This window comes from Mitsuaria chitosanitabida ATCC BAA-476 = NBRC 102408 (assembly GCF_001598255.1).
In the GTDB taxonomy this organism is placed as follows: Bacteria; Pseudomonadota; Gammaproteobacteria; order Burkholderiales; family Burkholderiaceae_C; genus Roseateles; species Roseateles chitosanitabidus.
On record NZ_BCYP01000034.1, the window covers coordinates 11883 to 29159 of the forward strand.

12 protein-coding genes are annotated in these 17277 nt (G+C 70.8%); 10 read left to right on the plus strand and 2 right to left on the minus strand.

Annotation, left to right across the window (positions count from 1 at the left end; genetic code table 11):
- Nucleotides 1-36: 36 nt before the first annotated feature.
- The 7 genes from MCHT01_RS20630 to MCHT01_RS20660 all read left to right on the plus strand — a co-directional run bounded on the left by MCHT01_RS20630 (nt 37) and on the right by MCHT01_RS20660 (nt 9984).
- Nucleotides 37-1182, plus strand: a complete 1146-nt coding sequence (locus MCHT01_RS20630) for a flagellar basal body P-ring protein FlgI (protein ID WP_067068153.1) — start codon at nt 37-39, stop codon at nt 1180-1182.
- Between the two features lies 1 nt (nt 1183).
- Nucleotides 1184-2071: a flagellar assembly peptidoglycan hydrolase FlgJ gene (flgJ, locus tag MCHT01_RS20635; RefSeq protein WP_067068155.1), complete on the plus strand. Its 888-nt coding sequence runs from the start codon at nt 1184-1186 to the stop codon at nt 2069-2071.
- 44 nt (nt 2072-2115) lie between these two features.
- The gene (flgK, locus tag MCHT01_RS20640; RefSeq protein WP_067068157.1) at nt 2116-4095 is read left to right on the plus strand and encodes a flagellar hook-associated protein FlgK; all 1980 of its coding nucleotides are present in this window, start codon (nt 2116-2118) and stop codon (nt 4093-4095) included.
- Between the two features lie 41 nt (nt 4096-4136).
- Complete coding sequence (flgL, locus tag MCHT01_RS20645; protein WP_084453114.1) at nt 4137-5384, plus strand: flagellar hook-associated protein FlgL; 1248 nt, start codon at nt 4137-4139, stop codon at nt 5382-5384.
- A gap of 13 nt (nt 5385-5397) precedes the next feature.
- Nucleotides 5398-6543 carry an EAL and HDOD domain-containing protein gene (locus tag MCHT01_RS20650; RefSeq protein WP_067068162.1) on the plus strand — a complete coding sequence of 382 codons (1146 nt, stop codon included), beginning with the start codon at nt 5398-5400 and terminating at the stop codon, nt 6541-6543.
- A 161-nt stretch (nt 6544-6704) separates the two neighbouring features.
- Nucleotides 6705-9263, plus strand: coding sequence for a sensor histidine kinase (locus MCHT01_RS20655; protein ID WP_067068164.1), 2559 nt, complete (start codon nt 6705-6707; stop codon nt 9261-9263).
- A 97-nt stretch (nt 9264-9360) separates the two neighbouring features.
- On the plus strand, nt 9361-9984 hold the full coding sequence (locus MCHT01_RS20660) for a response regulator (protein WP_245643485.1): 624 nt from the start codon (nt 9361-9363) through the stop codon (nt 9982-9984).
- Nucleotides 9985-10071: 87 nt separating this feature from the next.
- On the opposite strand, the gene MCHT01_RS27865 is transcribed toward MCHT01_RS20660, so the two are convergent.
- Nucleotides 10072-11736: a sensor histidine kinase gene (locus tag MCHT01_RS27865; RefSeq protein WP_148661642.1), complete on the minus strand. Its 1665-nt coding sequence runs from the start codon at nt 11734-11736 to the stop codon at nt 10072-10074.
- A 206-nt stretch (nt 11737-11942) separates the two neighbouring features.
- On the opposite strand from MCHT01_RS27865, the gene MCHT01_RS26875 reads away from it, so the two are divergent.
- From MCHT01_RS26875 to MCHT01_RS20680, 3 genes are all read left to right on the plus strand, one after another.
- Nucleotides 11943-12350, plus strand: a complete 408-nt coding sequence (locus MCHT01_RS26875; protein WP_169806179.1) for an Hpt domain-containing protein — start codon at nt 11943-11945, stop codon at nt 12348-12350.
- Complete coding sequence (locus MCHT01_RS20675) at nt 12347-14554, plus strand: putative bifunctional diguanylate cyclase/phosphodiesterase (RefSeq protein ID WP_067068171.1); 2208 nt, start codon at nt 12347-12349, stop codon at nt 14552-14554. The genes MCHT01_RS26875 and MCHT01_RS20675 overlap by 4 nt, the downstream gene beginning before the upstream one ends.
- Nucleotides 14555-14621: 67 nt before the next feature.
- The gene (locus tag MCHT01_RS20680) at nt 14622-16577 is read left to right on the plus strand and encodes a GGDEF domain-containing protein (protein WP_067068174.1); all 1956 of its coding nucleotides are present in this window, start codon (nt 14622-14624) and stop codon (nt 16575-16577) included.
- A 110-nt stretch (nt 16578-16687) separates the two neighbouring features.
- Here the strand turns inward: MCHT01_RS20680 and MCHT01_RS20685 are convergent, their stop codons facing one another.
- On the minus strand, nt 16688-17203 hold the full coding sequence (locus MCHT01_RS20685) for a DUF1697 domain-containing protein (RefSeq protein ID WP_067068176.1): 516 nt from the start codon (nt 17201-17203) through the stop codon (nt 16688-16690).
- Nucleotides 17204-17277 lie beyond the last annotated feature (74 nt).

The window sequence follows — 17277 nt, forward strand, 5'->3', positions numbered from 1 at the left end:
AATCGGTCACACGAGTCTGGCAACCGTGTGACCGAGATGTACCCCTCCACCACCCCCCGCTTCTTCCATCGCTCCCCTCGCCTGCTGGCTTCCGGCCTGCTCGCGCTGATGGCCCTGCTGTCGATCGCGACGCCGGCCCAGGCGACACGCATCAAGGAAGTCGCGGCCGTGCAGGGCGTGCGTTCCAACCCGCTGACCGGCTACGGCCTGGTCGTGGGCCTGGACGGCACCGGCGACCAGACCACGCAGGCCCCCTTCACGGGCCAGAGCATGACCGCCATGCTGCAGCAGTTCGGCGTGCTGCTCCCGCCCGGCGTGACCATGCAGCCGCGCAACGTCGCGGCGGTCATGATCACCGCCAGCCTCCCCCCCTTCGCCCAACCCGGCCAGCCGCTGGACGTGACGGTGTCCTCCATGGGCAACGCCAAGAGCCTGCGCGGCGGCACGCTGATCGCCACCCCGCTGCGCGGCGCCGACGGCCAGGTCTACGCCATCGCCCAGGGCAACATGGTCGTGGGCGGCGCGGGCGCCTCGCAAGGCGGCTCCAAGGTCCAGATCAACCACCTGAGCGCCGGCCGCATCCCCGGCGGCGCGCTGGTGGAACGCAGCGTCCCCACGCCGCTGCAGCAGAACGAATACCTCCAGCTCGACCTGAACGCCTCCGACTTCGGCATGGCGCGCGCGGTGGCCAAGGCCATCAACCGCGCCAAGGGCGAGGGCACGGCCGCGGCGGTCGACGGCCGCGTGGTGCGCGTGCGCGCGCCGCTCACGCCCGACGCCCGCGTCAGCTTCCTGGCCGACATGGAGAACCTGCCCATCGACATGGACATCCCCGCCGCGCGCATCGTCATCAACGCGCGCACCGGCTCGGTGGTCATGAACCAGGCGGTCACGCTGCAGCCCTGCGCGGTCGCGCACGGCAACCTGGCGGTGACCATCTCCAGCACGCCGCAGGTGAGCCAGCCCAACGCGCTGTCCGGCGGCCAGACCACGGTGACCGAGAAGACCGACATCTCGATCAAGCAGGAACCCGGCTCGCTGATCCAGCTGCCGGCGGGCGCGCGGCTGAACGACGTCGTCAAGGCGCTCAACACGCTGGGCGCGACGCCGCAGGACCTGCTGGCCATCCTCCAGGCGATGAAGAGCGCCGGCGCCCTGAACGCCGAGCTCGAGGTGATCTGACATGGCCCTCTCCACCCCCCTCAGCACCGCGCTCGGCATGGGCGCCAACGGCCTGAGCGCCGACACCCGCTCGATCGAGCAGCTCAAGGGCACCGCCTCGCGCGATCCCAAGCTGGCGGTCAAGGAAACGGCCAAGCAGTTCGAAGCCCTGTTCATGCAGGAAGTGATGAAGAGCATGCGCCAGGCCACCATGAGCAGCGGGATGATGGACAACTCGGCGACCCAGATGGGTTCCGAGATGCTGGACCAGCAGTACGCGGCCAAGATGACCGGCCTGCCCGGCGGCCTGTCCCAGGCCATCGAGCGCCATCTGCAGCGCCAGCTCGGCGTGAAGGACGGCGAGCTGCCCAGCGCGAAGAACGCCGCCGCCACGACGCAGATCCCGCAGCTGGCGGTCAAGAACGTGCAGCCGCACGTGCAGGACTTCATCCTCAAGCACGACGGCGCCGCCAAGGCCGCGCAGGCGGCCACCGGCATCCCGGCCAGCTTCATGATCGCGCAGGCCGCGCACGAGTCCGGCTGGGGCAAGCGCGAGATCCTGAACAAGGACGGCTCGACCAGCTTCAACGTCTTCGGCATCAAGGCCGGCGCCAACTGGACCGGCAAGGTCGCCGAGGTGCCCACCACCGAGTACGTCGACGGCAAGCCCACCAAGGTGATGGCGAAGTTCCGCGCCTACGGCAGCTACGAAGAGGCCTTCAAGGACTACGCCAAGCTGATCGGCAACAACGACCGCTATCGCGACGTCGTCGCCAAGGCCAACACCGGCAGCGCCGAGGGCTTCGCCAAGGGCCTGCAGAAGGCCGGCTACGCCACCGACCCCGAGTACGCGACCAAGCTCGCGCGCACGATCAACACCACGATGCGCGTGCAGCGCGCGCTGGCGTGATCGGCGCCCGCTGAGGTCGACCAGGAAGGAACGAGGAGCACGTCATGGGGACCTCTCCGCTGCTGTCGCTGGGCATGCGCGCCATGTTCGCCAACCAGGCGGCCTTGCAGACCATCGGCCAGAACATCGCCAACGCCAACACGCCGGGCTACTCGCGCCAGGATGTGGTGCTGACCACGCCCGACGGCCAGTTCACCGGCGCGGGCTACTTCGGCAAGGGCGTGAACGTCGAGACGGTCACCCGCTCGCACAACGAGTTCCTGACCCGCGAGGCCGCGGCCGCCAAGTCGCAGGCCTTCATGGACACGACCATGCAGTCGCAGCTGGGCCAGCTGGAGAAGCTGTTCCCCACCGGTTCCGACGGCCTGGGCCAGGCGACCAACGACTTCCTGAACGCGCTGGTCGACGTGGCCAGCCGCCCCGCCGACCCGTCCGCGCGGCAGGTGGTGCTGGGCAAGGCCCAGGACCTGGCCTCCCGCTTCCAGAGCGCCGGCCAGCAGCTGGCCGACCTGCAGTCCGGCGTGGTCAGCGACCTCAACGCCAACGTCAAGCAGGTCAACGAGCTGGCCAAGCAGATCGCCGCGGCCAACGACCAGATCGCCCGCTCCGCCGGCACCAGCCACACGCCCAACGACCTGCTGGACAAGCGCGATCAGCTGATCTCGCAGCTCAGCCAGTACGTGCAGGTGACCACGGTGGACAACGCGCGCGACGGCACCGTCGGCGTGTTCATCGGCGGGGGCCAGCGCCTGGTGCTGGGCGGCGAGGCGCAACAGCTCGCCGTCACGCCCGACCCGTACGACGGCACGCGCGCCCAGCTGTCCATCAGCGACGCGGGCGGCAACCGCGTGCTGGACGACTCCACCTTGACCGGTGGTTCGCTGACGGCGCTGCTGCGCTACCAGAACACCCACCTGCAGGACGCCCGCAATCTGCTGGGCCAGATGGCGCAGGCCCTGGCCTCGAAGGTCAACGACCAGCAGAAGCTGGGCATCGACCTGAAGTCGCAGACCGGCGGACCGCTGTTCACCGTGGCCGATCCGACGGTGCTGCCGGCGGTGACCAACCGCGGCGACGCGCGCCTCACCGCCACCGTGGTCGACGGGAGCAAGGTGCCGGCGCTGTCCTTCACCGTCACGCCGGATCCGACCGGCACGCCCGACAGCTATCAGATCGCGGTGCGCCCCAGCGGCCTGCCGACGCTGATGACCAACGACCAGATCAAGGCCGCCTACGGCGTCAGCCTGTCGCAGACCGGCACGATGCAGCAGGGCGACAGCTTCCTGCTGGAGCCGGTGGCCAACGCGGCGGGCAGCTTCAAGCGCGCGCTGGACGATCCCAACGGCCTGGCCGCGGCGGCGCCCATCATCGCCACCACCGACGTCAACAACCAGGGCACGGCCACCGTCGACACGCTGTACGCGGTCAACACCAAGTTCGACAAGTCCAAGCAGCCGGCAACGGTGCAGTTCGGCACCGTCAACGCCGACAACACCATCAACTACACGATCACGCTGTCGGACAACACCTCCTACAGCGGCACGTGGAAGGCCGGCCAGGCCATCGGCAACGATCCGGCCAACGGGGTGGACCTGGGCTTCGAGCTGCGCATCAACGGCGCGCCGCGCCAGGGCGACAAGATCAACATGCAGGTCTCGGACCAGGTGGTCTCGACCAACAACGGCAACGCCAAGGCCTTCCTCGCGCTGCAGAGCACGCCCTTCGTGGGCAAGCAGCTGCAGACCGACGGCACGCTGTCGCGCGGCCAGACCGTGACCGAGGCCTACGCGGCGGCGATCGCCGACGTCGGCTCGCGGGTGCAGGGCGCGGACTACCTGGCGGGCGTGTCGACCTCGGTCGCCAGCGACGCCGAGACCACCCGCGCCAGCCAGGCCGGCGTCAACCTCGACGAGGAAGCCGCCAAGCTGATGCAGTTCCAGCAGGGCTACCAGGCCGCGGCCAAGGTGCTGCAGACCGCCCAGAACCTCTTCGACCAGCTGTTGAGCATCGCCGGCGGCCGCTGAGCCCGAGCGACGTTCCCGAACCGATCTCCCAGGAGCGAGCCATGCGACTCTCCACTGCCAACATGTTCGACGCCAGCATCGCGACGCTGCAACGCCGCCAAGAGGCGATGCAGGACGCGCAGCAGCGGCTCACCACCGGCAAGCGCGTCGGCAAGGCCAGCGACGACCCCACCGCCGCGGCGCGCGCCGAGCGCGCGCGCACCTCGATCGGCCAGGTCGACGCCAGCCAGCGCGCGCTGGACGCCAGCCGCAACAGCATGACGCTGGCCGAAAGCGCGCTGGGCGACGCCAACGAGCTGATGCAGCAGATCCGCGAGGCGCTGATGGCCGCCGGCAACGCCAGCTACAGCGACGACGAGCGCAAGGGCCTGGCCAACAAGGTCGAGGGCCTGCGCAACCAGCTGCTGGCCATCGCCAACCGCCAGGACGGCTCGGGCGGCTACCTGTTCGGCGGCCAGGGCACGCAGGGCACGCCCTTCCTGGACAACCCGGTGCAGCGCGACGCCTCGGGCAACCGCATCGGCGGCGGCGTGGGCTTCGAGGGCGTGGGCGGCGCCACCACCACGGGCAACCTCGAGAACTACCCCACCAGCGTCGACGGCCGCCTGGCCTGGGAGCAGGCGCGCAGCGGCAACGGCACCTTCGAGACCGGCCCGGCGCCCAACACCCTGACCGGCAAGTCGCCGGCGGGCTACATCGACTCGGGCCGGGTCACCGATCCGACGCAGGTCACGGGCAACACCTACAGCATCGTCATCAACGGCACGGCGCCCTCGCAGACCTACACCGTCTTCGACGAGACCCAGGGCCATGTGCCGGTGGCCAGCGACAACTACAGCGCCGGCAACACCGTCAAGTTCGCCGGCATGGCGATGAGCATCTCGGGCGCGCCCGTGGACGGGGACAGCTTCAGCGTCAAGCCGTCGACGGCCAGCCTGAAGGTCTTCGACGTGCTGGACAAGACCATCGAGTCGCTGAAGAAGACCGGTCGGACCGGGTCCGAGGTGACCCAGGACAACCTGATGAACCTGCGCGACCTGGACGCCGTGATGGGCAACCTGAGCAACGTGCGCAGCCAGGTGGGCGAGCAGATGAACAACCTGGACGGGTCGGAGTCGCGGCTGCAGACGCTGAAGGTTTACAACCAGGCTGAGCAATCTGCCGCAGAGGATCTGGACATGACGCAGGGCATTTCCGACTTCCAGAACCAGCAGACGGGCTACGATGCGGCGCTGAAGACTTATTCGATGGTCCAGCGCATGTCGCTGTTCCAGTACCTCAACACCTGATGCCCCCCTCCGCATGAATTCGACCCACGCCGTGCTGGGCCAACTGGCCCTGGGGTACGCGCCCCTGGTTTCCAAGTCCCTCGACATCGAGGCCACCCGCGTCACGGCGTTCGCGCTTCGCCCCGAGACTTCGCCCGACGCGGGCGAGCTGCTCGCGGCGATCGCCGAGGCCTTCCCCGCCAAGGCGGTGATCCTGAACGTGGCCCACGAGGGGCTGCTCAAGGGGCTGCTGGCGGCGACGCTCCCCGGCAACGTCAAGGTCGAGGTCCCCGCCTTCCTGCTGTCCGACGCGGATGTGGCCGCCCAGGCCCAGGCCCGCGGCGCGCTGATCAAGGGCCGCTCCGACGCGGCCGGCTTCAAGCAGCTGGTGCTGGACCTGCAGGAGCTGGGCGCGGGTCCGCTCCCGGCCGGCAAGTCGGTGCTGGTGGCCGGCGCGCGCAACGCGGCCGAGTTCAAGCAGTCCTTCGACGCGGGCGCGGCCGGCGTGCTGGGCTGGACCGTGCATGGCGACTTCGAGGCCCCGGCCGCTCCGGCCGCGCGCAGCGACTCGCAGGCCGACCTGCAGGTGATCGTCGAGCTGATGTCGCGCGTCGACCAGGGCGAGGACGTGGAGCGCCTGGAGCAGACGCTCAAGCGCGACCCCAGCCTGGCCTTCAAGCTGCTGCGCTACATGAATTCCGCGGCCTTCGGCCTGTCGGTGGAGGTGTCCTCCTTCCGCCACGCGATCATGCTGCTGGGCTACGCCCGCCTGCGCCGCTGGCTGGCGCTGCTGCTGGCCACGGCCAGCAAGGACCACGCGATGCGTCCGGTCATGTTCGGCGCCCTGCGTCGCGGCCTGATCATGGAAGAGCTGGCCAAGAGCATGGACGATTCCGAGGTCCGCGACGAGATGTTCATCTGCGGCCTGTTCTCGCTGCTGGACCACATGCTGAAGCAGCCCTTCGAGAAGCTGCTGCAGTCGATCCCGGTCCCGGAGCGCGTGCGCCAGGCGCTGGTCGACAAGACCGGCCCGTACCAGGGCTACCTGGATCTGGTGCAGGCCATCGAGAACGAATCCGTCTTCGACGTGCGCGCCGCGCTGGACACCCTGATGCTGGGCGCCGACGAGGTCAACCACGCCGTGCTGCGCGCGCTGCACAAGGCCTCGCAGCTCGAGTAATTCCGGCGCGCCGCGAGGCCGCCGCTCCCCCTCTCCCGCCGCTCGGGAGAGGATGTCGCGCCGCACCGAGCGCTCCAACCGCCAGCCTCGGTTGCCGCACGAGTCACTCCCTCGCCCGCTTGCGGGAGAGGGTTGGGGTGAGGGTCTCTTAAACTCGCCCCGTGTCACCCCAACTCCCCCTTGCCTCTCCGGACCTGGACGCCCTGCGCGCCCTGCTGAAGACGCGCGCCCTGGCGCTGCCCGACCTGCTGGCCGGGTTATGGGACGGCCCCTGGCCCGCCTTCGTGCTGGACGCCCGGGGCCAGGTCTTGCTTACCAACGCGCGGTTGCAGGACCTGATGGGGGAGGTCTCCCTGAAGGGCCGCCGGCTCCTTCCCAGCGGCAAGGCGCAGGAGCTGCGCCTGGTCGACGACCAGGGCCGTGAGCACCTGCTCGAAGCCTGGGTCCACCCCCTGGACGGAGGCGACCTCGGCCTGGCGCTGCTCCAGGACCACAGCACCGAACTGGCCGCCCGCGAGCGCGCCGACCGCATGCAGTCGGAGATCGACCAGTGGCTCGATCTCTGCCCCCTCCCCGCCCTGATGCACGACGACCAGGGCCTGCTGCTGCGCTTCAACGCCGCCTTCGGCGCGCTGTGCAGGCGCCTGCTGCCGCAACTGCCCATCAGCCTGCACGAGCTGCCGTCCGAATGGCGCGCGCTGATCGCCGGTCCCGCGCCGGAGCCCGGCCAGGAGGCGACCCGCAACGCGCTGCTCGCGCCGCCGGGCGACCGCCGCCGCTGGATGCGGGTGCGGGCGCGCCGGCTGTCCGGCCCCTGGCCACGGCCCCGCACGCTGGTGATGCTGGAGGACCGCAGCGCGGAGCAGGATCTGGAGCTCGCCCAGCAGCAGCTGCAGACCTTGATGGACACGGCCGGTGTCGGCCTGGCGACCTTCCAGCCCGAGGCCGGCTGGTCCCGGCCGGGCACCGGCGCCGCGCCGGCGCCCTCGACCGCCGGCATGACCGGACTGGGCGCCGGCCTGAGCGGCGAGGCCGGCCCTCGCCCCACGCCGGCGCTGCAAGGCGTCAACCGCGAGATGGTCGAGCCCGCCTCCCGCGTCGAGTACGAGAAGCTGCAGCTCGCGCTCAAGCAGCAGACGCCGACAGTGGCCCGCTACGCGGTGCGCCATCCCGAGCACGGCCTGCGCTGGCTGATGACGCGGGTCGAGATCGGCCAGCTGGCCTCGGGCCAGCGCACGACCTCCGTCCTGACGGTCGACATCACCGACCACCAGGAAGCGCAGGCCCGCAACGAGCTGCTCCAGCAGTCGCTGGTCCTGCAGACCGAGCGCGAGCGCGCGGTGCTGGACTCGGTGCTGGTGGGGATCGTCACCGTGGGCCGCCAGGGCATCGAGTGGATGAACCGGTCGGCGCGGCGCATGTTCGGCGGCGACCTGCCGGAGTTCGCCGGCCAGCCCATCAGCATCGTCGCGACCGACGCGCCCGACCACCCCTTCCGCCAGACGCATTACCTGGACGACCTGCCCGAAGGCCAGGCCGAGACCTTCGAGTGCCGCCTGGTCGCGCGCGACGGGCGCGAGTTCTGGGTCGTGGGCAACGCGGTGGCCACGGGCGGCGGCATCGACGGCACCCGCCAGTTGACCTACGCGCTGCTGGACATCGAGCGCCGCCGCCAGGCCGAGGCGCAGAGCCAGCAGGCGCAGGCCTCGCTGAGCCGCATCATCGAGGCGGCCCCGATCGCCATCAGCCTGCACGACGCCCGCACCCTGCAGGTCCAGCAGATCAACCAGGCCGCCGCGGCGCTGGCCGGCCGTCCCGAGGAGGAGCTGCTCGGCGCGAGCCCCGAGGCGCTCTTCGGCGAGGAGCAGGCGCAGACGATCCGCTCGGACATGGAGTTCGCGCTCCAGAGCGGCGAGGTGCTGCAGCGCGAGTACCGCCTGACCGTGCGTGGCCAGGCCCGCATCTGGGACGCGCGATTGCTGCACCTGTCCGGCGTCCAGGACCCCACCGGCGCGCATGAGGCCGAACAGCTGCTGATGGTCGCGACCGACGTGACGCAGCAGCGCGCGCAGGAGGCGGCGCGGCTCGAGGCCGCGATCGCGCAGCGCGAGCTGCTGGTGCGCGAGGTCCATCACCGGATCAAGAACAACCTGCAAGGCGTGGCGGGCCTGCTGCAGCAGATCGCCGCGCGCCGGCCGGAGGTCCGCGGCGTCATCAACGAGGCCGTCGGCCAGGTGCAGGCGATCGCGCAGGTCTACGGGCTGCAGGTCGGCATGTCCGGCCCGCTGCGGCTGCGCAAGATCGTCGAGGCGGTGATGGGCTCGGTGCAGCGCATGTTCGGGCGCGAGATCCTGGTCGAGGTCGACGGCGCGCTGGCGGAGCAGTCGCACCGCTGGGGCCTGCCCGAGGCCGAGGCCATCCCCATCGCGCTGACGCTCAACGAGCTGTTCACCAACGCGCTCAAGCACGGCGGCGACGCGCCAGTGCGCTGCGAGCTGCAGTTCGAGTCCGAGCAGGTGCTGCTGCGCATCGTCAACACGGGGCGGCTGCCGGCGGGCTTCGACCTGGCGCAGGTGCGGGGCGGCGTGTCCGGCCTGGGCCTGGTGCGCGCGCTGCTGCCGCGCCGCAGCGCGCTGCTGGGGCTGACGCAGGAAGGCGATCATGTGGTCTGCGAGCTCAGCCTGTGGCCGCCCGGCGTGCAGCTGCTGGAGGCCCTGTGACGCCCCGCGTCCCCGGGAATCCCCCGGGCGGCATTTCGGTGACAATCCCGGGTCATCCCCGCTTGGGGAGCCTACAGACGGGAGCAGCGTGGACGGCGTGAGCAGCAACGTTGGCGGGAGCGGCAAGGGCCGCATCCTGGTCGTGGACGATGACCGGCTGGTGCTGGCCACGTTGACGCACGGCCTGGCCCAGGCCGGCTACGAGGTGCTCGACGCCGACAACGGCGACGACGCCATCCTCATCGCCCGTCAGCACCGCCCCGACCTGGCGCTGCTCGACATCCGCATGGAAGGCATGACTGGCTTCGACGTCGCCGGCTACCTGCGCGACTACCTGCAGCTCCCGTTCATGTTCCTGTCGGCCTTCGCCGACGAGGCCACCGTCGCCAAGGTCAAGGAACTCGGCGCGCTGGCCTACCTGGTCAAGCCGCTGGACATCCACCAGATCGTTCCGGCCGTCGAGGCCGCCTTCGCCAACCGGCCCAAGCCCGGCGCGGCACCCGGAACCGGCATCGCTCCCGCGGCGGCCCCTGCGGATCCGTCCGCGTCGCTCCAGGTCGTCGAGGCCATGGCGCTCGGCGTGCTCATGCACCGCTACTCGCTGACCCGCGCCCAGGCCCTCGCGCGCCTGGAACGCATGGCCGCCGAGCAGCGCATCGAACTGGGCGAGCAGGCCCGCCGGCTGGTCGAGGCGGTCGAACAGCTCGCCCTCGGCAGCTGAGCGCGCGGGCTCGGAGCCCACCTTCCTTGATGCGTTGAAGCCCGATGGCGGCCCGCACGGCCGCCGCGCCACGCGGGCGTCCGGCGTTCAGCCCGGCAGCGTGAAGAAGAAGCGGGCGCCCTGCCCGACCTCGGACTCGGCCCAGATGTCCCCGCCATGACGGCGCACGATGCGGCGCGCCGACGCGAGGCCCACGCCCGTCCCCTGGAAATCGCTGGCGCTGTGCAGCCGCTGGAACACGCCGAACAGGCGATCCGCGAAGCGCATGTCGAAGCCGGCACCGTTGTCGGTCACGACGAAGACGCGCTCGCCCTGGCGCTGCTGCGCGTCGAAACGGATCACCGCCTGCTCGCGCTTGCCGCTGTACTTCCAGGCGTTGCCCAGCAGGTTCTCCAGCACCATGCGCAGCAGCGTCGGATCGCCTTGCACCCGCAGGCCGGGCTGCACTTGCGCATCGACCTCGCGCTGGGGCGAGGCGCGCTTGAGTTCGTCCATCACCTGCGCCGCCAGCAGCGACAGGTCCACCGTCTCGTGCCGCAGCGCCTGCGAGGACAGCTGCGACAGCGCCAGCAGCGAGTCGATCATGCTGTGCATCCGCGCCGCGGCGCCCAGCACCCGCTCCAGGTGGTCGTTGCCGGCGCGATCCAGCAATCGGCCGTAGTCTTCCTTGAGGATGCGGGTGAAGCCCTCGACCACCCGCAGTGGCGCGCGCAGGTCGTGCGACACCGTGTAGCTGAAGGAGGCCTGGTCCGCCCGCGCCTGCTCGGCCGCCTGCATCGCCAGCGCGGCCGGCACCGTGTCGGCCGCGCCCTGCGGCCACAGGCTCAGCAGCGTCTGACCGCCCTGCGGCAGCGCCGTCAGGCACAACCACCACGCGCCGCAGGCGCTGCCCGACTGCAGGTCGGGCTGGGCCAGCGCCTCGCGCAACTCCTCGGGGAGGCGCTCCTCGCAGGCGCGCCAGAGCTGGCCGCGCGCCTCGGCGCCAGCGCCCATCATCTGGGCCGCCGCCTCGTTGTAGTCCAGCAGCCGGGTCTGCGCGCCGGGCTGCGCGTCGCTGATCAGCCAGGCCGGACCGGGCAAGGCCTGCAGCCAGTCGGTGAGGGCGGGGGAATCTTCCGGGGACGCGATGAGCTCGGTGGAGGGGACATCGGCGGCGATCGTCGCCACGGCCGGGTCGACCACCCGTGCCACGCCCAGGTAGCCGGCGAAGCGGCCCGCGGCATCCAGCACCGCCTGCCCGCGCAGCTCCCAGCCCTTGCCTTGCGTGTCGCGCACGCGCAGGCCGTCGAAGGATTGCCCCTGCTCGATGCGCCGGCGCAGGTCCAGGCCCGCGTCCACCGGTTCGAAGCGCTCCCACAAGCGCTGCGTCACGGCGCCGTTCATCGGGGTGCCGGCCCAGCTCGAGGCCAGCCCGCCCTGCGGCGCCTGCCAGCGCACCAGATGGTGATGCGCGTCCGTCTGCCAGAGCCAGTCGGGGACCAGCTGCGTGAGGGTCTGGGATTGCTGGCGGCTCTCGCGCAGCAGCTCGCCGAACTGGGCCCGCGCCAGCCGCACCGCGAGGTGCCAGGTCAGCGCGGCCACGAAGACCACCAGCGCCGCGCCCGCGAGCACCGAGGTCAGCACCAGGCCGGGGCCGCTGGGATCGAGATTGAGCGCCAGCAAGAGGAGCAGGACCAGCACCGCCAGGCCCAAGGCCAGCGCGGCAGCTCTCCATGGCCGCCGACGCGTGGCAGCTTCCCCCAACCTGTTCATGCGCGCGATTGTATGTAGACCGAGGGGGCCCTCGGCGGCCGGCCGGGATGCGGCCTCCAAGCGACACCTCACCCTGGGGGTTACCCCGGACAGCGCCTCCAAGAACACCAGAATTGACTGCTTTTTCGCGCGCTCCCATCCTTGCGGTGAACGACAATGGTCCGCAACTCCGCGTGGAACCGTCCGCGCGGCGCCATGATCAGAAGATGTCACCCCACCACGTCACGACCATGCCCTCGCTGCCGCAGCCAGAACCCGCCGTGCTGGACGAGCAGGCGCTCGCCCGCCTGCGCGAACTGGACCCGGACGGCGTGAACCAGCTGCTGCACCGTGTCGTGGCCGCCTTCCTGAAATCGCTGGACCAGCAGGAGCTGGTGCTCGCGCAGGGCCTGGAGGCTCCGCGTGACCTGAACGGGCTGCGTCATGTCGCCCACACCCTGAAGTCCGCCGCCGCCAGCCTGGGCGCCAACGCGCTCTCGCAGCGCTGCGCCGAGATCGAGGCCCTGGCCCGCGCCGGTCGCGAGGACGGCCTGGCCGCGCTGATCGAGGCCGTGCTGGGCGACATCTCCTCCGCACGCCTGGCGATGCGGCAACTGGTCGGCGAGTCCCGATGAGCCGCGACGTGAAGGAAGTCGAACTGATCGAGCGTCCCCGCGTCCTGCTGGTGGACGATGACCCGGTGAACCTGATGCTGATCGAGGCCGCGCTCAAGGAGCATGGCTTCGACGTCACCGCCCTGACCGGCGGCGAGCCCGCGCTGCAGCTGGTCACGACCTGGACCCCCGAGCTCATCGTGCTGGACGCGCTGATGCCCGGGATCGACGGCTTCGAGGTGTGCGAGCGTCTGCGCGCCCTGCCCGGCTTCGAGAACGCCCCCATCCTCATGCTGACCGGCCTCGACGACGAGGCCTCGATCAACCGCGCCTACCAGGCCGGCGCGACCGACTTCTTCGTCAAGTCGACGCAGTGGCGTCTGCTGGCGGGACGTCTGCGCTATCTGCTGCGCAGCTCGCGCACCCGGCAGGAACTTGAGCGCAGCAAGGCCAAGCTGGCCCGCGCGCAAGACCTGGCACGCATGGGCAGCTTCGAGTGGCAGACCGGCCACGGCTTCAAGCTGGCCAACGAGGCGCTGCGCGTCTTCGGCCGCGGCCCCTCGGATCCGCTGGACTTCATCGGCGTGATGCGCATGGTCCCGCGCGAGGAACGCCTGCTCTTCATGCGCCTGCTGCGCGACGTCGTGGCCCACAACTCGGTGCTGGTGACCGACCTCCCCTTCACGCTGCTGGACGGCCGCAAGCGCGTCATCCACATCGAGGCCGAGCCCGAGTTCAACGAGCACGGCAACGCCTGCGGCTACACCGGCGTGATCCAGGACGTGACCGACCGGCGCATGGCCGAGGACCGCATCCGCGAGCTCGCCAACTTCGACGCGCTGACCGGCCTGCCCAACCGCCGCCAGCTGATGTGGCGCGCCGAGCGCGCCATCGAGGCCGGCCGCCGCATGGGCCATGAAGTCGGCCTGCTGCTGATCGACCTGGACCGCTTCAAGGTCATCAACGACACGCTGGGCCACGCGGCCGGCGACGACCTGCTGATGGAAGTCGGCCGCCGCCTGCGCAGCTGCGTGCGGCACAGCGACCAGGTGATGGAAGGGATGCTGGAATCGGTCGGCACGCGCTCGCACCGCACGTTGGAGGCCGTCGGCCGTCTGGGCGGCGACGAGTTCGTCGCCCTGCTGCCCGAGGTCGGCGACGAGGCCGACGCCGAGCGCGTCGCCGAGCGCGTGCTGGAAGCGCTGCGCGAGCCCATCTTCATCGCCGGCCAGGAGTGCTTCGTCACCGCCTCGGTCGGCATCGCGCTGTACCCGCGCGACGGCCTGACCATGGCCGACCTGCTGCGCAACGCCGACGTGGCGATGTACGCGGTCAAGAACCAGGGCCGCAACGCGTCGGCGCTGTACTCGCCGATGCTGGCGGGCCGCGGCCGCGAGAAGCTGGAGCTCGAGTCCGCGTTGCACAAGGCGATCGAGCGCGACGAGCTGGTGCTGCATTACCAGCCCAAGATCGACGTGCGCACCGCCCGCATGGTGGGCGCCGAGGCGCTGATGCGCTGGCGCCGCGGCAACACGCTGGTCCCTCCGGGCGACTTCATTCCGCTGGCCGAGGAGACCGGCCTGATCGTCCCGCTGTCCGAATGGGCGCTGCGCGAGGCCGCGCGCCAGGCCAAGGTCTGGCAGCTCAATTTCGGCTTCAGCGAGTCCATCGCGGTGAACCTGCCCAACCGGCTGTTCGAGCGCTCGGACCTGGTCGAGCACATCCACCAGTTCGTCAGCCAATGGGGCGTGCCCCACCGCGCGATCCAGCTGGAGATCACCGAGACCGGCCTGATGAAGGACCTGCAGAGCGTGATCCCCTCGCTGCACCGGCTCAACGAGGTCGGCGTCGAGATCTCGATCGACGACTTCGGCACCGGCTACTCGTCGCTCGCGTATCTGACGACGCTCCCGATCTCGGAAGTGAAGATCGACCGCAGCTTCGTGCGCGACCTGGGCATCACCCCCCAGAGCTCCGCCGTGGTGACGGCCATCATCGCGCTGGCGCGCTCGCTGGGCCTGCAGGTCATCGCCGAGGGCGTGGAGACGCTGCGCCAGATGGAAGTGCTGCGCCGGCTCGATTGCAGCCTGATGCAGGGCTTCCTGTTCAGCAAGCCGCTGCCGCCCGACGAGCTCGAGCGCTGGCTGGCGCAGACGGTGCTGACCCGCAAGGCGCCCTGGATCCTGCCCGCCTCCGAGGCCGGCGAGGACCTGCCCCCGCGCTGACATCGCGCCGATGTCGCGCAGGCTGGCCGTCCTCTTCTGAATCAACCGAATCAACGAGCACCGACCGATGCCGCAGCAGCCCCCCGCTCTCCTGGCCAAGGCGGCCCTGCGCCGGCTGGCGCTGGACAAGCTGGAACCCACGCCCGAGAACTACGCCCGCGCCTACGCCCAGGAGGCCGGCGAGCCGATGCGCGACAACGGCGCGATGCCCGAGCGCGCCCAGCCCGCCATCGCGCGGCTGCTGGGCCTGGCGGTGCCGGATCCGCAGCAGCGCCAGAACCTGTCGCTGCAGGTGCGCGACGGCCGCTGGGACGAGCTGCAACGCGCGCTCGAGGCGCTGCAGCAGACGCACGGCCCCGGCGCGCAGGCGGAACAGCTGGCGCAACTGGTCGAGAAGCTGATGCGCGGTCTGGAACGCGGTGGCCGCGCCTGGACGCTGGCACGCAAGAAGGACGGCGTGCTGCGCGTGCTGCAGAGCAACCGCAGCGATCCGCAACGCCTGACGCTGCGGCTGCGCCAGCTGGTCACCAGCTGGGACGGCGACACCAGCGACGCGCGCGTGGAGACGCAACCCGCGCCGCTGGACGAGCTGCCGTCGACGGTCGGCACGGCCGGCTCGGCGAAGTCCACGCCGGACGAGGACGAGGACGACGACGAGCGCTCCGGCACGCCCACGCAGTTCTTCACCGATGAGGAGAACGCGCAGCCGCCCGCCGAGTCGACCCCGATGGCCACCGCCTCGGGCGAGAGCGGGCGCTACGGATCGCTGGACACGCTGATGGGCGCGAACGGCGACGCCGGCGCCGCGACCGCCAACGCCGGTTCCAGCCTGCAATCGTGGCCCGAGGTCGGCACCCACCTGAACACCACGGTGCGTCACGCGCTGCTGGCCGACGACACGCGCGCCAAGGAGCTCATCGAGGAACTGGGCGCCGCGCACGCCGAGATCATCCGCGACGGCGCGACGCCCGAGCGCGCCGCGCAGATGGATGCGCTGTGCATCCGCGCGCGCCGCTGGATGGACCATCGCGCCCATGCCTTCAACGAGCTGGGCAAGCTCTGCGGCGAACTGACCGGTAGCCTGGCCGACCTGGCCGAGGACGACAGCTGGGCGCAGGGCCAGTGCGAGGCCATGGGCCAGACGCTGGCGCAGGGACTGACGGCGCGCAGCGTGCGCTCGGTCAGCGAGCTGCTGCACAACACCCGCGAGCGCCAGCAGAGCCTGCGCGAGGAGCGCAGCCGCGCCCGCGACGCGCTCAAGGGCCTGATCAACCGCATGCTGCAGGAGCTCGGCGAGCTGGGCCAGCACACCGACCGCTTCAGCGACAGCGTGGGCAAGTACGCCACCGTGATCGAGCAGGCGGACTCGCTGGAAAGCCTGGCCGGCGTGGTGCGCGAGATGGTCGAGGAAAGCCGCAGCGTGCAGTCGCTGGTGCAGACCACGCAGGGCCGCCTGCGCGACGAGCACGACCGCGCCTCGCAGCTGGCCGAGCGCGTCGAGCAGCTCGAGGGCGAGCTGCGCAAGCTCTCCAGCGAGGTCCAGACCGATCAGCTGACGCAGATCGCCAACCGGCGCGGCCTGATCGCGACCTTCGACACCGAGCGGGCCAAGCTGGAGCGCGATCCCAAGCCGCTGGCGCTGGCGCTGCTGGACATCGACAACTTCAAGAAGCTCAACGACAACCTCGGCCATGCGGCCGGCGACGAGGCGCTGAAGTCGCTCGCCGCGCGGGTGTCGGGGCTGCTGCGGCCGGGCGACAAGGTCGGCCGCTGGGGCGGCGAGGAGTTCGTGCTGATCCTGCCGGAGGCGCCGCTCGAGGAGGCGCAGGCCGTGCTGCTGCGATTGCAGCGCTCGCTGTCGGCCAGCCTGTTCATGCACGAGGGGCGCGACGTGTTCGTGACCTTCTCGGCCGGCGTCACGCTGTTCCGCATGGGCGAGACGATGGAGCAGGCGCTGGACCGCGCCGACGAGGCGCTCTACGAGGCCAAGCGCACCGGGAAGAACCGGGCCTGCGTGGCCTGAGGCCGCGCTCGCCTCCGTCGCGGTGACGAAGCCGATCGGCGCCGCACCGCCAAGACCACGGCGATGGCGACAGTGCCGACGAGGGTCGGGTCTTGCCGCCGCCAGGACGGTCAGGCCTTGATGCACTTGCGCACCGTGTCGACGGTGCGCGTGGTGATCTGCTTGCCGAAGGCCTTCTCCAGCATGGTCATGAACAGCGGGCCCTGCTCGTTGGGCAGGTAGTGGCTGAAGACCTCCACGCCCTCGAGCTTGAGAATGGCCGCATCGTTGCCGCGCAGCGGCAACTCGACCTGCCCCTCGTGCGGGCGCTTGAGGAAGGTGATCAGGCGCTTGGCGGTCGCGGGCGGGTCGAAGGCCTGGTGCACGTCGGCGTCGACGACGCGGATCAGGTGATCGACCGGCCGCACCGTGGTGCCGAAGCTCTTGCCCAGCGTGTCGGTCATGGCCTGTTCCGCGAGGCGTTCGAGCTCGTCGACCGGCGCGCCCTCGTGATCGAAGACCACGTTGCCGCTGCTGATCACGGTCTTCACGCGGCTGAAGCCAGCGGCCTCGAACGCGCGGATCAGGTCGGGCATCTTGGCGTTCATCGGGCTGACGCCGCGGAGGAAGGCAACGTAACGGGGCATGGTGGGCGTTCGTGGAAGCGCCGCCAGGTCGGCGACCGGCGCAGTCTACGTGCGCCGTCCCCTCTTGCCGTCCG

Bases quoted from the DNA above. Each gene is read 5' to 3' on its own strand.
- MCHT01_RS20630 (WP_067068153.1), top strand. From the start codon at position 37: ATGTACCCCTCCACCACCCCCCGCTTCTTCCATCGCTCCCCTCGCCTG.
- flgJ (WP_067068155.1), top strand. From the start codon at position 1,184: ATGGCCCTCTCCACCCCCCTCAGCACCGCGCTCGGCATGGGCGCCAAC.
- flgK (WP_067068157.1), top strand. From the start codon at position 2,116: ATGGGGACCTCTCCGCTGCTGTCGCTGGGCATGCGCGCCATGTTCGCC.
- flgL (WP_084453114.1), top strand. From the start codon at position 4,137: ATGCGACTCTCCACTGCCAACATGTTCGACGCCAGCATCGCGACGCTG.
- MCHT01_RS20650 (WP_067068162.1), top strand. From the start codon at position 5,398: ATGAATTCGACCCACGCCGTGCTGGGCCAACTGGCCCTGGGGTACGCG.
- MCHT01_RS27865 (WP_148661642.1), bottom strand. From the start codon at position 11,736: ATGAACAGGTTGGGGGAAGCTGCCACGCGTCGGCGGCCATGGAGAGCT.
- MCHT01_RS26875 (WP_169806179.1), top strand. From the start codon at position 11,943: ATGTCACCCCACCACGTCACGACCATGCCCTCGCTGCCGCAGCCAGAA.
- MCHT01_RS20675 (WP_067068171.1), top strand. From the start codon at position 12,347: ATGAGCCGCGACGTGAAGGAAGTCGAACTGATCGAGCGTCCCCGCGTC.
- MCHT01_RS20680 (WP_067068174.1), top strand. From the start codon at position 14,622: ATGCCGCAGCAGCCCCCCGCTCTCCTGGCCAAGGCGGCCCTGCGCCGG.
- MCHT01_RS20685 (WP_067068176.1), bottom strand. From the start codon at position 17,203: ATGCCCCGTTACGTTGCCTTCCTCCGCGGCGTCAGCCCGATGAACGCC.